At 39.2% G+C, this 16,070-nt stretch carries 18 protein-coding genes; 16 read left to right on the top strand and 2 right to left on the bottom strand.

Annotated features, from left to right (window positions below):
- Positions 1-59 precede the first annotated feature (59 nt).
- From eutH to mdh, 14 genes are all read left to right on the top strand, one after another.
- Complete coding sequence (gene eutH / locus ACIQ7N_RS00750; RefSeq protein WP_248718522.1) at positions 60-1,322, top strand: ethanolamine utilization protein EutH; 1,263 nt, start codon at positions 60-62, stop codon at positions 1,320-1,322.
- On the top strand, positions 1,319-1,660 hold the full coding sequence (eutS, locus tag ACIQ7N_RS00745; RefSeq protein ID WP_024363381.1) for an ethanolamine utilization microcompartment protein EutS: 342 nt from the start codon (positions 1,319-1,321) through the stop codon (positions 1,658-1,660). The genes eutH and eutS overlap by 4 nt, the downstream gene beginning before the upstream one ends.
- A gap of 10 nt (positions 1,661-1,670) precedes the next feature.
- Positions 1,671-2,189 (top strand): EutP/PduV family microcompartment system protein, encoded by a 519-nt coding sequence (locus ACIQ7N_RS00740; protein ID WP_402929568.1) that lies wholly within the window; start codon positions 1,671-1,673, stop codon positions 2,187-2,189.
- A gap of 1 nt (position 2,190) precedes the next feature.
- The gene (locus ACIQ7N_RS00735; protein ID WP_402929566.1) at positions 2,191-3,615 is read left to right on the top strand and encodes an ethanolamine ammonia-lyase reactivating factor EutA; all 1,425 of its coding nucleotides are present in this window, start codon (positions 2,191-2,193) and stop codon (positions 3,613-3,615) included.
- Positions 3,616-3,620: 5 nt separating this feature from the next.
- Entirely contained in the window at positions 3,621-4,991 is a 1,371-nt protein-coding gene (locus ACIQ7N_RS00730) for an ethanolamine ammonia-lyase subunit EutB (RefSeq protein WP_402929565.1), read from the top strand.
- A gap of 9 nt (positions 4,992-5,000) precedes the next feature.
- Positions 5,001-6,032, top strand: coding sequence for an ethanolamine ammonia-lyase subunit EutC (gene eutC / locus ACIQ7N_RS00725; RefSeq protein ID WP_402929563.1), 1,032 nt, complete (start codon positions 5,001-5,003; stop codon positions 6,030-6,032).
- A gap of 12 nt (positions 6,033-6,044) precedes the next feature.
- Positions 6,045-6,695: an ethanolamine utilization microcompartment protein EutL gene (gene eutL / locus ACIQ7N_RS00720; protein ID WP_402929561.1), complete on the top strand. Its 651-nt coding sequence runs from the start codon at positions 6,045-6,047 to the stop codon at positions 6,693-6,695.
- 15 nt (positions 6,696-6,710) lie between these two features.
- Positions 6,711-8,201 (top strand): aldehyde dehydrogenase family protein, encoded by a 1,491-nt coding sequence (locus ACIQ7N_RS00715; protein ID WP_402929560.1) that lies wholly within the window; start codon positions 6,711-6,713, stop codon positions 8,199-8,201.
- A 16-nt stretch (positions 8,202-8,217) separates the two neighbouring features.
- Positions 8,218-8,496 (top strand): BMC domain-containing protein, encoded by a 279-nt coding sequence (locus tag ACIQ7N_RS00710; protein WP_053482447.1) that lies wholly within the window; start codon positions 8,218-8,220, stop codon positions 8,494-8,496.
- Between the two features lie 344 nt (positions 8,497-8,840).
- Positions 8,841-9,431: a phosphate propanoyltransferase gene (gene pduL / locus ACIQ7N_RS00705; protein WP_402929558.1), complete on the top strand. Its 591-nt coding sequence runs from the start codon at positions 8,841-8,843 to the stop codon at positions 9,429-9,431.
- Positions 9,432-9,443: 12 nt separating this feature from the next.
- Positions 9,444-10,310: a phosphate propanoyltransferase gene (locus ACIQ7N_RS00700; protein WP_402929556.1), complete on the top strand. Its 867-nt coding sequence runs from the start codon at positions 9,444-9,446 to the stop codon at positions 10,308-10,310.
- 33 nt (positions 10,311-10,343) lie between these two features.
- Entirely contained in the window at positions 10,344-10,628 is a 285-nt protein-coding gene (locus tag ACIQ7N_RS00695; protein WP_132359031.1) for a EutN/CcmL family microcompartment protein, read from the top strand.
- On the top strand, positions 10,621-10,980 hold the full coding sequence (locus ACIQ7N_RS00690) for a BMC domain-containing protein (RefSeq protein ID WP_402929554.1): 360 nt from the start codon (positions 10,621-10,623) through the stop codon (positions 10,978-10,980). The genes ACIQ7N_RS00695 and ACIQ7N_RS00690 overlap by 8 nt, the downstream gene beginning before the upstream one ends.
- Positions 10,977-11,921, top strand: coding sequence for a malate dehydrogenase (gene mdh, locus ACIQ7N_RS00685; protein ID WP_402929552.1), 945 nt, complete (start codon positions 10,977-10,979; stop codon positions 11,919-11,921). The genes ACIQ7N_RS00690 and mdh overlap by 4 nt, the downstream gene beginning before the upstream one ends.
- A gap of 240 nt (positions 11,922-12,161) precedes the next feature.
- Here the strand turns inward: mdh and ACIQ7N_RS00680 are convergent, their stop codons facing one another.
- Complete coding sequence (locus ACIQ7N_RS00680; RefSeq protein WP_402929550.1) at positions 12,162-13,304, bottom strand: MFS transporter; 1,143 nt, start codon at positions 13,302-13,304, stop codon at positions 12,162-12,164.
- A gap of 63 nt (positions 13,305-13,367) precedes the next feature.
- Positions 13,368-13,964, bottom strand: a complete 597-nt coding sequence (locus tag ACIQ7N_RS00675) for a TetR/AcrR family transcriptional regulator (RefSeq protein ID WP_402929549.1) — start codon at positions 13,962-13,964, stop codon at positions 13,368-13,370.
- A 160-nt stretch (positions 13,965-14,124) separates the two neighbouring features.
- Between ACIQ7N_RS00675 and ACIQ7N_RS00670 the strand changes: the two genes are divergently transcribed.
- Positions 14,125-14,949 (top strand): MerR family transcriptional regulator, encoded by an 825-nt coding sequence (locus ACIQ7N_RS00670; protein WP_402929547.1) that lies wholly within the window; start codon positions 14,125-14,127, stop codon positions 14,947-14,949.
- Between the two features lie 24 nt (positions 14,950-14,973).
- Positions 14,974-15,978 carry a serine hydrolase domain-containing protein gene (locus ACIQ7N_RS00665; RefSeq protein ID WP_402929545.1) on the top strand — a complete coding sequence of 335 codons (1,005 nt, stop codon included), beginning with the start codon at positions 14,974-14,976 and terminating at the stop codon, positions 15,976-15,978.
- The last annotated feature ends 92 nt before the right edge of the window (positions 15,979-16,070 follow it).

The following is a 16,070-nucleotide window of genomic DNA, read 5'->3' as shown; positions in this document are numbered from 1 at the left end:
GCGTCTTTTTTTTTATAATAACAAAATTTTTTAGCAAAACTAAAGGGGTGATGAGAAGGATGGCAATGATAGGAACGGTTATCGTTTATATTATTATGATTTGTGCAGTTTTAGGAGCAATCGGAGCAATTCGAGATGCTGAATATGGAATCGGGAAAGAGTTTATGAATGGTATTCATACGGTTGGACATATTTTTGTACCTGCTGCAGGGATCATGGCTGCAATACCTTACTTAACGTGGTTTATAAGTCATTTTATTAGTCCGATTTTTGAAATGATTGGTGCTGATCCAGCTATTGCAGCAACGACAATTTTAGCTTCGGACATGGGAGGATACCAATTAGCGAATGCGTTAAAAGAGTCGTATGAAGGATGGGTGATGGCTCTAGTTGTCGGATTTATGTCAGGCGCAACAATCGTGTTCTCTATTCCGATGGGACTTGCCATGTTAGATAAGCGAGATCATAAATATATGGCTTTAGGTATTATGGCGGGGGTTTTAACAATTCCGATTGGAGCATTTATTTCTTCCATCATGATTGTGACATTTAATACAGATGTTCGTGAAGTGATTAGTACAACAGCGGAACCAACATATGTTTTTGCCATTTCAGTTTTACAAATATTAATCAATTTATTGCCTTTATTTATTTTCGTAGTATTAATCGCGTTAGGTCTCAAGCTAGTTCCAAACGGCATGATCAAAGGTTTCATGATTTTTGGACGCGTGATGGATGCTGCTATCAAACTAGTACTAGTGTTCTCGATTGTAGAAATTTTCACAGGTATTTTTACAAAGATTTTCGGTGCATGGGGCTTTGATCCAATCATGGCAGATAAAGTCGATCAATTCCGGGCATTAGAAACCGCTGGGTATATCGGTATTATGCTAGCGGGAGCATTCCCAATGGTGTACTTAATTAGAAAATATGCATCGAAACCTCTAGAAGCAGTAGGAGGAAAATTAGGCTTATCATCAGTAGGAAGCGCAGGTATTTTAGCAACAATTGCTAATATTTTAGCCATGTTTACACTCGTTCGACATATGCCACCTAAAGATAAAGTTATTAACATTGCTTTTGGAGTGTGTTCAGCATTCCTTCTAGGAGACCATTTATCGTTTACGGCTAATTTCCAGCCGACAATTATTTTACCTGTTATTGCTGGTAAGTTTTTAGCTGGTGTGATCGCTATTATTTTAGCCTACAAGCTATCTGTTCCAACGGCTCTAAGGCTAGAACAAGAGGATCGTAAGGCAGGCATTATTAAAGAAGGTGAATATTTAACAGATAACAATGTTGAAAGAGGTGATGACGTGTGAGTGAAGAAAAGAAACGGTTTATTCAGGAATTTGTACCAGGTAAGCAACTAACATTGAGTCATCTAATCGCAAATCCTGATCCTGATATGTTTCAAAAGTTGGGCATTCAAGAAGCAGGTGCACTGGGTATCATGACATGTACACCGAGTGAGACGGTGATTATCGCAGGAGATTTAGCGACAAAGGCAGCCAATGTAAAACTAGGATTTCTAGATCGATTTACTGGCAGTCTCGTTATTGTTGGAAGTGTATCCGAGGTTGAAATGGCGATGTTAGAGATTAATCGTTTTCTATCAGAGATGCTAGGCTATACGCCATCAAAAATAACGAAGTCATAGGATGTGCCATATGAAAAATCGAGTAATGATTATAGGTGGTGTGCAAGCAGGTAAGTCGACACTGATGAATGCGTTATTGGGGAAAGATAGACAGGCCAATAAAACACAGGCGCTCGTTTATGATGACTGGATCGTTGATACACCCGGAGAATATATAGAAAATCCGATGTATTACAGAAACATTATGGCAACATCGCTTGAAGTGACACATGTGATTTATTTGCAGGATGCCACCTCATCAAAGAGTGTTTTTCCTCCGCAATTTAGCTTAGGAATTCCTAAATACCAAATTGGTGTTATCACAAAAATTGATGCACCACATGCAGATGTCGAAAGAGCAAAAGCGTTATTACAAAATGTCATGACGCATGGTCCGATTGTGAAAACCTCTTCGTGGCAAAAGCTTGGTATTGAGTTTATTGCGCCACTTATTCAGCTCAATTCTGACGAAGAAATTCGTCAGTTTGTAAAGGATCGTGACAGTCCTTATCTCATGTATTGTCCCTTAAGTGGCGAGAGGGGAGAGTAAGTTGAAGACAGAAAAAATTTATAGTGCAGGCATTGATATTGGTACAAGTACAACAAAGATGGTGGTCAGTAGTTTTCTATTGAAAAACGTTGCAGGTTTAGCGCATGTGCCCCGAATAGAAATTATTGAAAAAACAGTTCTCCATCAAAGTCCTATTATTAAAACACCGTTTATCAATAAAGAAATTATCGATATGGAAAAAATCGAGCAATTTATTTTTCAGCAATATCAATTGGCCCAAATTGCACCAGCAGATATTTCAACAGGTGCCATTATCATTACAGGCGAATCTGCCACAAAGGAAAATGCCAGCGAGGTTGTTCATGCGATTGCAGATACAGCCGGGCACTTTTTAGTTGCTACTGCTGGACCCGATTTGGAAGGCATCATTGCAGCAAAAGGAGCAGGTACATTACAGCAATCAAAAAATACTGCCAAAGTTATCGCTAACATCGATATCGGCGGTGGTACTGCAAATATTGCGGCAATGCAGTTTGGCGAAGTAATTGGTACGTGTACATTGCATGTCGGTGGAAGACTTATAGAATTTCAGAATGGCATTGTCCAATCGATTTCGCCACCCATTATGAAACTAATGGAGAGATGGCCAAAGCCATTAAAGGTTGGTGAGTCAGCAGAGGATGAACGTGTTACACAATTAATCCAAGAAATGGCGGATATAGTAGCGATGACGCTAAGCGGACAATTAACAGACGAACGGCATCCTTTATTACTAGGACATTTGCCAACTTGGGATAATCCGATTGATGCACTCGTTTTTTCCGGTGGGGTAGCCGCCTGTATTTATGAACATGAATGTACAAATCGTCAGTATGATGATATCGGTGAAAGGTTGGCAAAAAAGCTTTTAGAACATGAACAGCTACAATCCTTTTTGTGGCTAAAACCTAAGGAAACAGCAAGGGCAACAGTGACGGGTGCGGGGACGCAAACAACCGAGATCAGTGGTGCAACGATTCAAGTAGATGCGGAAGTATTACCTTTAAAAAATGTACCTGTTTTCCATTGCCATATGGATACGCACAGCAAAGAATTCGACGATGCGGTGAAAAAAGCCATTGAACGAGCCGATGTACTATTTTCTATCCAGGAGAATCGCTCGCCGTTTGCACTCTATTTTAGTCAGTTACCATATTTAAGCTTTCAGGATGTTCGTGTATTATGTGAGGCTATTTTGAAGCATTTAGCGACGAGAAGCTCCAAGGAAATACCAATTATCATAGTCATTCAATCAGATTATGCAAAAGTTATTGGGCAAACGATACAAGCGATCAATCAAACAGTTCCTATCATTTGCATCGATCAAATCAAAGTAGAAACAGGTGATTATATTGACATTGGGCAAGTACTGCCGTCAGGTGTTGTCCCAGTCGTTGTAAAAACACTTGCTTTCCACTCAAAGTAAGGAGGATGAATGTGAATCTATCGGTGATATTTGGTGGAGAAAAATATAATTTTAAGTCATTAAAGGATGTAATGGCTAAGGCCAATGAAGAAAAATCAGGAGATCAGTTAGCTGGAATTGCAGCTGAATCTGTACAGCAACGAATTGCGGCGAAAGCCGTTTTAAGTGAGCTATTAGTGAAGGATATAAGAGAAAATCCATTAGTTCCTTCTGAAAAAGATGAAGTATCACGCATTATTGAAGGTGATATTAATGAGCAAATTTATGAAGAAATTAAAAACTGGCGTATCGAACAACTAAGAGAATACATTTTATCCAATGAAACAGGCGATCGGGAATTAAAACGCTTAAGCAAGGGCATGAATTCAGAAATTATTGCGGCCGTAACAAAGCTAATGTCCAACTTAGATCTTGTCCATGCGGCCAATAAAGTGGAAATACTGTCAACTTGTAATAGTACGATCGGACAAAAGGGCACACTTTCCTCAAGATTACAGCCTAATCATCCAACAGACAATATCGACGGTATTATTGCCTCCTTAAAAGAAGGATTGTCCTATGGCATTGGCGATGCAGTCATAGGTATTAACCCAGTTGATGACTCAGTTGAAAGTGTAAAAAAAGTATTGCATGCCACAAAGGAGTTTATCAATGATTGGTCAATTCCTACACAAAACTGTGTGTTAGCACATATTACAACACAGATGAAAGCCATTAAACAAGGGGCGCCAGCCGATATGATTTTCCAAAGTATTGCTGGAACGGAAATTGCCAATCGCTCGTTCGGCATTTCTGCTGACCTAATAAGAGAAGCAGAAGAGCTTGTGAAAAAGCACGGAACAGGAACAGGCCCGAACTTATTCTATTTTGAAACAGGACAAGGTTCGGAGTTATCTGCTGAGGCCCATATGGGTATTGACCAAGTAACACTTGAATCGCGCAATTACGGCTTTGCTAGACATTTTAATCCGTATATTGTGAACACGGTTGTTGGCTTTATTGGACCTGAGTATTTATACAACAATAAACAGGTAATACGTGCTGGCCTTGAAGATCATTTCATGGGTAAAATGCACGGTCTCCCAATGGGCGTAGATATTTGTTACACAAACCATATTAAGGCAGACCAAAATGATATTGAAGATTTAAGTGTTTTGCTAACAGCAGCTGGTGTCAACTTTATTATCGCTGCCGCTATGGGCGACGATGTCATGCTGAACTATCAGTCCATGAGCTTCCATGATGTCGCAACATTACTTCAAACGTTTGGTAAAAAACCAGCTCCTGAATATCTAGCGTGGTTAGAAAAAATGGGCATCTATGAAAATGGTCGTCTATCTGCAAGAGCCAGCGATTTATCTATATTTGAAAGGTAGGTGAATCCATTGAATGAACAATTAGTATCGATGATTACACAGCTCGTTATGGAAAAGATGGGCAATAATGCGTCAGAAAAGTCTTCTCATGACACAGCTGTGCCAACAGAAAACCAAAAGGAAACACTTATTAAGTTTCACAATACGGTAGCTAATGCTAATGGTACTGATGAAGTAGCGAGCCCAAGCACAATAGAACAATCAAATGAACCATTAATTAAGCTTTATCATACTGAATTAAGTAATGATGAACAATCGTATTACAGCGCAAGTCATGATGAATCGACTTATACGTCAGTACCTATCACAGAATTTAAATTTGAAGAGGATGAAGTGTCTGAAAGTGTTCAAGCTGCAAAAAAGCATACACCAGCAAGAATTGGTGTTGGCAGAGCTGGGACAAGGCCTAAAACAAAAACTTGGCTAAAGTTCCGACTCGATCATGCAGCGGCAGTAGATGCGGTATATGGAGAAGTGACAGAAGAGCTACTACAAAAGCTTGAAGTCTTTCAAGTAACAACAAGAGTATCAGATAAAGAAGAATACATTACTAGACCAGATTTAGGTCGTCGTTTATCAGAAGAAGCAAAGACACTTATTCAAGCTAAATGTACAAAAAATCCAAAAGTACAAATCATTATTTCTAACGGATTAAGTGCAAGTGCGATTGAAGAAAATGTGCAAGACGTTTACTTAGCATTACAGCAAAGTCTTCGCAATTTAAATATTGAAATAGGAACTACTTTCTATATTGATAAAGGGCGTGTTGCTCTTATGGATGAAATTGGGGAGCTTTTACAAGCAGAAGTGATCGTTTATTTAATCGGTGAGCGCCCTGGACTTGTATCGGCTGAGTCTATGAGTGCCTATATATGCTATCAACCTAGAATTGGCACAGTAGAAGCTGATCGAATGGTCGTTTCGAACATTCATAAAGGTGGTATCCCGCCATTAGAGGCAGGTGCTTATTTAGGAACGGTCGTTCAAAAAATATTGCATTACAAGGCAAGTGGAGTAGGTCTTGTGGCAAAAGAAGGTTAGGGGGGGCGAACAATGAATCCTCAAAAACTTATGGCAGAAATTTTGGCTATGCAAATCATTCCAAGAGTGAATAATGAATTAGCAGAGCAATTAGATTTAAAGCCATATCACAATAGCATTGGCCTCGTAACGCTAACAATAGATGATGTTGGATATGTAGCGTTGGACGAGGCGACGAAAAAAGCAGATGTTGATGTTGTTTATGCGAAAAGCTTTTATGCTGGAGCGGCACATGCATCTGGCCCATTATCTGGTGAGGTCATTGGCATCATTGCTGGTAGCTCGCCGGATGAAATACGCAGTGGTTTTGATGCGATTCATCAGAAAATTCAGTTTGATACGTATTTTGAAGCCATTCTTCAAAATGAAAGCCACGCTCTTTTTGCACATACTGTAGCGAGTTGTGGTACGTATCTGGCTGAGCTAGCCAACGTTAAGGTTGGTACAGCCCTTGCTTATTTAATAGCACCGCCCCTTGAGGCTGTAGTCGGTTTAGATGCGGCATTAAAGGCGGCAGATGTAGAACTAAAGGTTTTCTTTGGTCCACCATCTGAAACCAATTTCGGTGGCGGTTTATTAAGTGGTAGCCAATCTTCCTGCCAAGCTGCTGCAAATGCTTTTAGAGAAGCTATTGAAAATTTAGCGAGAAACCCAGTTGTTTAGAAAGGAGGGGCTTTAGTGGCCACACTAGATAAAGATTTATTAGCAATTCAAGAAATGAGAGACGCGGTGAGACATGCCAATATTGCCCAGGCTGCTTACATGCAGTATTCACAGCAGCAAGTAGATCATATCGTTAAGGCTGTTGCAGATGCTGCATTTAAAGAGGCAGAACGTTTGGCAAATATGGCCGTTCAGGAAACAGGGATGGGCATACCTAATCATAAAAAAATGAAAAATGAGGTAGCCTCTAGAGATGTTTATGAAGATATTAAAGATTTAAAGACTGTTGGTGTCGTTGGTTTCGATCGAATGAAAAAAGTGACAGAGATTGCTAGTCCGTTTGGAGTCATCGCTGGCATCGTACCAACAACAAATCCAACATCAACAGCAATCTTTAAAACACTTATCTCATTGAAAACTAGAAATGGTCTCGTACTAAGCCCACACCCATATGCGGTCGATTGTACAAAGGAAGCTTTAGAGATTTGTAGAGTAGCTGCAGAACAAGCTGGAGCACCTGCAGGATTGCTACATTGTTTAACAATGTCTTCTATGGAAGCTACGCAGCAATTAATGAAGCACCCAGATATTCACTTAATTTTAGCGACTGGTGGCGGTGCTCTAGTAAAAGCAGCCTATAGTTCGGGCAAACCTGCTTACGGTGTAGGACCAGGAAATGTTCCAGCTTACATTGAAAAATCGGCGAATATATCCAAATCCGTTCGCCAGCTTGTGCAAAGTAAGTCTTTTGATAACGGCACAATTTGTGCTACAGAACAAACAATTATCGTAGATAAAGTCATCGCAGAGCAAGTGTTAACAGAGCTAAAGAAAAACAATGCTTATATTTTGAGTGATGAAGAGAAGGTGAAGATGGAGAAGCTGATTTCTCCAGTCCCTGGGAAGGTAAATCCTCAAATTGTAGGTAAGTCAGCAGCTTGCTTAGCAGATTCTATCGGTATTACCGTGCCGGAAGATACAAAAGTACTAGTTGGTATGGAAACGATGATTGGCAAGAACATTCCATTTTCACTGGAAAAACTATCACCGATATTTGCGTTATACACCGTCGAGGACAGCACAGAGGCAAAACAGGTAATGATTGATTTACTCAACATAGGTGGACGCGGGCATACATGCTCGATTCATACAGAAAATACAGCTTTAGCTGAGCAGTTTTCAGTGGAATTACCGGTATCTAGAATTGTTGTTAATACATTATCATCCATCGGCGCAGTGGGAGGAACTACTGGATTGGCACCATCCTTTACATTAGGGTGTGGTACTTTTGGTGGCAATATTACGTCCGATAACATTACGGCAAGACATTTATTGAATATTAAACGCATGGCTTATGGCATTAAAGATGTAGAAGTGCCAAAACCAGAATTTTTAGCAAAACCAGTAGTAGACAATATCAAGGCACACGATCCATCTTTGGATACAGCAGTAGTTCAACAAATTGTTGATCAAGTATTAAAACAAATAACATTACAAAATAAATAATTTGGAGGAATGACAAATGAGTACAGCATTAGGAATGGTAGAAACAAAAGGATTAGTAGGAGCAATTGAAGCAGCAGATGCAATGGTGAAGGCTGCTAGTGTTAATTTAGTAGGAAAAGTACATGTTGGTGGCGGTATTGTCACTGTATTAGTTCGTGGTGATGTAGGCGCAGTAAAAGCAGCTACTGATGCAGGTGCAGCAGCGGCCCAACGTGTTGGAGAACTTCTATCAGTTCATGTAATCCCACGCCCACACCATGAATTAGAATTAATTCTACCAAAAGCAGAGGCTTAATTTTATGTCGGTCCGGACAAGGGCGACGGAAAGTAGAGTCGAAGTGACGGAAAGAGGGTTCAAAGCGACGGAAAGAAGAGTCGAAGCGACGGAAGGAATCCTCGGAGTGACGGAAGGAAGTCAAAGCGACGTAAAGAAGAGCCGAAGTGACGGAAAGAAGAGCTGAAGCGACTGAAAGAAAATCGAAGCGACGGAAGGAAGTCAAAGCGACGGAAAGAAGAGCCGAAGCGACGGAAAGAACATAACATCATAAAGGTAAGGGCAGGATGTTACACATTACATTGCGCCTCATCCTGCTTCATTTCCAATAACAATATAGCGAAATAGATATAGAGGTGGCTAACTTGAATACAGCAACAAAAACATTTCCTGTGGCCATTTCAGCTCGTCATATACATGTCAGTGAAGAGGATTTGCAGGCACTTTTTGGTCCAAATGCGACGCTAACGAAGGATTTTGATCTTTCGCAGCCGGGGCAGTTTGCAGCCAAAGAGCGTGTCTCTATTGAGGGACCAAAAGGTGTTCTTCACAATGTTCGTGTATTAGGTCCAGTAAGAGCGGCGACACAGGTGGAAATTAGTCGAACAGATGCAATGAAATTAGGATTAACCCCTCCCTTGAGACAATCGGGTGATATCGAAAGTTCAGCTGGCATCAAATTAATCAATCAAGAACAAGAAATAATTATCAAGCAGGGAGTCATTATTGCACAGGCACATATTCATATGACGGAAGAAGATGCGTTAGCATTGGACGTTCAAAATAATGAATTAGTATCTGTTGAAGTTGATAGTGAGCGACCTGTGACATTTCGTGGGGTTGTAGTTCGTGTATCAAACGAGTTTAGTTTAGAGATGCATATCGATACAGATGAAGCAAATGCTGGCTTTATTGAACAGCAAGCCGAAGGAAAAATTATCAGATCATTGACATAAGGAGGAGGTTAGATGCAGGAAAATTTAATCCAAAAAATTGTTGAAGAAGTGTTACAGCAAGTTTTAAAAAATCAGCCTTCCTCTCATCATGACGGAAAAATTCCTGTCGGTGTATCAGCGCGACATGTACATCTTGCTCAAACGGAAGTGGAGCAGCTTTTTGGTGAAAACTATCAATTAACACCTAAGTTTGAGCTTTCACAACCAGGACAGTTTGCTGCTGAGGAAACGGTTGTTATTGCTGGTCCGAAGGGATCCATTGAACGAGTACGTATTTTAGGTCCAGCTCGTTCATTATCTCAAGTAGAAATTAGTTGGACAGACGCGATGAAATTAGGGGTTAAGCCACCTTTAAGGGTATCAGGAGATATTAAAGGCTCTAGTCCCGTTACACTTATTGGTCCAAAGGGCAGTGTCGTGCTAAATGAGGGACTCATTATAGCACAAGCACATATTCATATGTCACCGACTGACAGTGCTCGGTTCCAAGTAGCGGACGGACAATCGGTACAAATTAAAGTAGAAGGTATAAGACCGATTATTTTATCAAATGTAATGATTCGCGTTTCAGAGCGTTATCGATTGGAGATGCATATCGATACTGATGAGGCAAATGCAGGTTTAATTCAACAGGGTGCATTCGCAGAAATTGTCAATGCTCAAGCTAAGGAAAAAATAAACGTCAAAGAACTTCCGCCAATCGTCAGTCAAGCTGAAAAACCGTTAAGCTATCTATTTGATAAGAAGCTACTTTCACAAGTAGAAGTGCTTGAAATAGAAGCACAGGAAATTGTTGTTCCGAAGAAAACCATTGTGACGGCATTGGCTTATGACAAAATACGAGAGCTCAATAAGACGTTAACAATTCGCGCTGACTAATTATAGTCCATACGGGATAAAGAGGTGAAGTTCATGCAGATGGGAAGAGTTATCGGTAGTGTATGGGCAACACGTAAAGAAGAAGGGTTGAATGGCTTAAAATTATTAATTATTCAACCAATCGATTCTAATCAACAGCCGATTCGAACAGAAATTGTAGCAGCTGACCGTATCGGGGCAGGAATTGGAGATGATGTGCTCATTACGAGTGGTGGATCATCCCGATATATTATGAAAGAAAATCCATTGCCTATTGATGCTGTCGTTATAGGTATTATTGATTCTACGGAAGTAATGCGAGGTGAGGAAAATGGGTAGCGCAATAGGAATGATTGAGACGAAAGGATTAGTTGGTTCTTATGAGGCAGCAGACGCGATGATAAAGGCGGCAGATGTGACCATTGTCAAACAAGAATTTGTTGATGGTGGCATCGTTACTGTGGTAGTTAAAGGTGATGTTGGTTCAGTTCAAGCAGCTGTAGATGCTGGGAAAGAGGCGGCTAAGCGTGTTGGAGAACTATTAGGCGCTCACGTAATTCCAAGACCTGATGAAGAGGTTTTTCAGATGATTACAGGACCGGAAGCACCGAAGAAAAAGCCAATAGCAGCCACACGAGCTAAAAAAACGACGGAAGCAGCAGCCACTGACAATCGAGGTGATGAAAAATGACATTTCGAAAAAGTAAAATTGCTGTAATTGGTGCTGGTCATACTGGTGCAACTTTAAGCTTATTTTTGGCACAAAAAGAGCTAGGAGATGTTGTCCTGTTAGATATTCCGGAAGCGGAGAATCCGACAAAAGGAAAGGCGCTAGATTTATTACAAACAGGACCAATAGAAAAATTTAATGTTTCTATTAAAGGAACGAGCAATTATGAGGATATTGCTGGAGCAAATATTGTCATTATTACAGCTGGTATTCCTCGTAAACCAGGCATGAGCCGAGATGATTTAGTGACGACGAATGCAAAAATCATTCAACAAGTATCTAGACAAATAAAACAGTATGCCCCGAACAGCATAGTCCTTATATTAAGCAATCCAGTCGATGCCATGACCTATGTTTGCTATAAGGAAACAGGCTTTCCGAAAAATCGTATCATTGGTCAATCAGGTGTGTTAGATACAGCACGTTTTAATACATTTGTGGCACAAGAATTGCAAATTGCACCGGAGGATGTATCAGGATTCGTCTTAGGTGGACATGGTGACGAAATGGTTCCTTTAATTCGATATTCCTATGCTGGAGGGATCCCATTAGAAAAATTGATTCCTCAAGACAGACTGCAACTAATCGTAGAACGTACTCGTAAAGGTGGCGGAGAAATTGTTGGTTTGTTAGGCAATGGTAGTGCTTATTATGCACCAGCTGCCGCCTGTGCACAGATGGTCGAAATTATTATGAAAGATCAACGTAAAATAATTCCTTCTATCGCTCTTTTAGAAGGAGAGTATGGTTACCACGAATTATTTTTAGGAGTGCCGACAATATTAGGAGGCAATGGCATTGAGTCAGTTATTGAATTACACCTGACGAATGAAGAAAAAGCGGCGCTCCATCAATCAGCAGAAGCAGTGAAACAAGTATTAACAATTTGTCAAAACATTTAATATGTAGGATCCCCAACTATATATTTATTGTTATAAAATTTAGCGCTTAAAAATGTTTGATTGGAAACCGAACATTACACTTAAAAGCTAGTAAAATTTCCCCTAATTTATATAAAAGTAAGAAGCTTTCCTTGATCATGAAAATGATGAGGAGAGCTTCTTTTGATTGCTTTTTCCAAATGCGATAGTTCCTGTTTTATCGGGTACAGACAAGTTGCTCGGCTTCACAATGCAGAAACATTAATGTTCCTTTCTTTTATGTAAATAAGGGAATATTGATAGTAATCCAAAGGTAGCTAAACAAACGCCAATCCATAGTGGGGATGTATAGCCATATCCCTTACTAATTCCTAGACCGCCTAGTGATGAACCGATAACAACACCAAGCGTAATAAAAGAACTATGAATGGTATTGATCATCGTGCTATTAGTAGCTGTTTTCATCACTCTCGCTACCATAGCTGGGTTCATTGCAACACCAGTCAAGCCAATAAAAATAGTCATAATAACGGCAATGTATTTATTTTCAGCTCCTAAAGCAAATGAAGACATGGCTACGATTAAAATAATCAATCCACTCAAAAGTGTTTCCGTTGTATATTTATCAGCAAACTTGCCAATCACTATATTCCCGACTACTGTTACACTACCATAGAGAGCAAGTAAATAGGGAATGCTTGCGTTTGAAAAGCCTGTGATATTTGTGAAGATAGGCGTAAAATAACTGAACGCTGCAAACGTACCACCTATAATAAACATACTTGTTATGTACGCTGCCCAAAGATGAATGTTCTTAAAGTGCATAAGCTCATCTTTCCATTTTAATCGTTCTTTGTTTGGCACTGATGGTAGTAACGACTGAATCATAATCCCGGAAACTAGTACGAGAATAGAAACAAACCCAAAACTAATACGCCAGCCAAAGTTTTGCGAGATAATCGTTGTTATAGGTAAGCCTATGACTGTTGCAATCATTAAACCTGCAAGTACTATAGAGGCAGCTTTTCCCCTTGAATTAGGGGGAACCAATGTTGCGGAAAAGGAAATGGCAACACCCAATGCTGAAGATGAAGCAATACCAGTAATAATTCGTGAAACCATCATACTATCATAGTTCCAAGCAAAAGCTCCGAGCGATTGGCCGATTAAAAATACAAACATTAAAAATAATAAGGCTTGTTTACTGCGTATTCGTAGAAGGGCTGCAGTTAAAATAGGTCCTCCTACTACCATTGCTCCTGCATAAGCTGTAATTAAATACCCGATTAAAGATATAGGAACCTGAAATGCAAGGGCAAGTTCGTTCATCATACCTGCAACCATAAATTCTGAAGTAGTCATACAAAAAATTGCTAAAGCTAGTAAATAAATAATTGATGGCATAAAAACACTCCTAATTTTATTATTGTAACGTTCGGTACAAAAATGGTGCTGAAAAAGAGCGCACTAAGCGCCAAAAATAGATTCTAATGTTCCGTTCATAATCTGCTCAGACAACATCCGATTTTGCATCGAAACATTAAGAACACGAAACCCGTAATAACTGCTTAAAAATAGACTAGCTAATTCCTCGGCTGTTTGATTTTTTGAAATTTCGCCAGTTTGCAATCCTTCCTCCATTACTTTTTCAATAGCTTGTCTAAGGAGCTCAACATGCCTTGAGAAAATTTCTTGAACCATTTCGTCATTCTTAGCTCTTTCCACACTGGCATTGATTAACAAACAACCTTTTTGATCAATATTCTCAAAATCCTTCTTTAATGCCCATTCGAAAAAATTACTTACCCGTTCTTTGAATGCAGTTGGAGCATTTAACAATTCCTGCTGTTCTTTAATTCCTAACTCATGATAGCGTTCTAATACTTGTTGATATAGTTCATGTTTACTACCAAAAGTATTGTATAAGCTTCCTTTCCCAAGTCCAGTATCATTACATAAATCCTGTGTAGAACACCCCTCATACCCTCTTATCCAAAAAGTTTTCATGGCGACATCTACAATTGAGGAATAATCAAACTCTCGGGGTCTGCCTCGTTTATTCAAATTGATCCTCCTCTCATTTACATTACTAGAATATCTTTTTTGTACTAAACGGTCAATAAAAGATTTTAGAATAAAGCAAAGGTCTTGATTGACTTTGCCCTAAGGGGAAGGTGTATAAAGGAATGGTAGCAAGTAACAAATTAATAAGTGAGGTGGTTTTGTGCTATCAATAGGAGAATTCTCAAAAATATGTGGTGTCTCGACAAAAACACTTCGATATTACGATGAAATTGGATTAATTAACCCAGATGAGATTAATGCTGAAAGCGGTTATAGGTATTATTCCATCGATCAACTAAAAAGGATGCTTTATATCAACCGTTTAAAATCCTATCATTTTTCTCTTGAAGAAATTAAAGCAATGTTGGAATTAGAAGAGGATCAATCCGAAGAAATGCTTTTTTCTGCGCTTAAGCATAAAAGAAATGAGATGCAAGAAAAACTAAAGGCTTTTGAATATCTTGAAAAACAACTAAGTCATGATATTGCAAACTTAGAAAAGGGGATGTCAATCATGTCGTATCTTGACGATATCGAAGTACAGCTAGTTGAAACAAAGCCAATAAATATTCTTTTTACGCGTCTAATAATGAGCAGTGATGACTATTCATCAGGATACGGTAACTATTTTAGCAAGCTATATGAAAAGATTGCGACGGAGCAGCTCACTTTACTCGGTAAGCCGATGACGATTTATCACAGCCCTGAATTTAACCCTACTGGTAATGATACTGAGTTCGCTATTCCAATAGCTGAGTCTGTTAAAGGAACGAGAGATTTGCCTGGTAGTCTCTGTGCGAAATCCGTTTTAAAAGGAGCATATCCTGAATTAACATCTGTCTATGCTAATTTGATGAAGTGGATTGAAGTCGAGGGGTATGAATTGATATTGCCACCATATGAAATATATGTAACAGATCCAAATCAAGCAAACTCTCCTGAGGATTATATGACTGAGGTATATTTTCCTGTAAAGAAAAAATGACAAAACGACCATTAGGAGGTTCCTATGCAAACAACAATAAATTGGCACACGGTAAAGCCTGAAAGCATATATTTGAACAATGAAAAGCTTTCCGAGCTAGAGCACACGATAAAAAGTGAATATAACAATATAAATGGTATTGTTATCATTAAAAATGGTAATTTAGCATATGAAAAATATTTTAATGGGAAAAGTCCTGATGATTGTCAACATGTAGCATCTGTAACGAAAAGTGTACTATCTGCACTTATAGGCATCGCTATCGATAAAGGATATATCAAAAGCGTTGAAGAAAAGGTGTTAGATTTTTTCCCTAAATATGTTGCTGATGCTAATAAGCAGAAACAACAGATTACTATACGACATCTTCTCACGATGACAGTACCATATCCATATGAAGATTGGCATGAACCGCTAGATATTCTTTGTCAACAGCAGGATTGGATAAAATATACACTTGATATAATAGGTGAAAATGGGGATTTAGGCGCGTTTAAATACTCCACAGCTGGAGCACATTTATTGTCAGCTATTCTTACTGAAAGTACAGGCAAGAGTGCACGAGCGTTCGCGAATGAACATTTGTTTACACCGCTAGGCATGAAAGAAATTCCTGACTATCAAATGGACGCATATGGGTTTGATGATTTATTCGGAAAAAATGTTAAGGGGTGGATCCATGATCCAAACGGTCATTCGACAGGCGGATGGGGGCTAACATTAACTACACGTGATATGGCACGATTTGGCTACCTTTATTTAAACAATGGTATTTGGGATTATAAAAGGATTCTCTCGGAGGTATGGGTTCGTAAATCAACGGAGATGAATCATAACAATTACGGTTATTTATGGTGGCTACGGCAAGAAGATGGATTTTCTACCTTTTCAGCAATAGGGGATGGGGGCAATATGATTTGTTGTATACCAAACATGAATATGATTGTAGCAATTAGTTCACAATTCATTATGAATCCACGAGATAGATGGCCATTAATAAAAGACTATATAATCCCAGCGGTATTATAATTTTTCTATTGTACATAAAAGTAGGTATATGAGTTATCAAAATAACATCTACTTAAACCAATCTTACAATTAAGTTGATCCTCTCCGAGAAG

Origin of the sequence: Lysinibacillus sp. NPDC095746 (assembly GCF_044763535.1) — a bacterium.
GTDB lineage: Bacteria > Bacillota > Bacilli > Bacillales_A > Planococcaceae > Lysinibacillus.
Note: the sequence above shows the minus strand (reverse complement) of the source record. Positions and strands in the feature narration are given on the sequence as shown.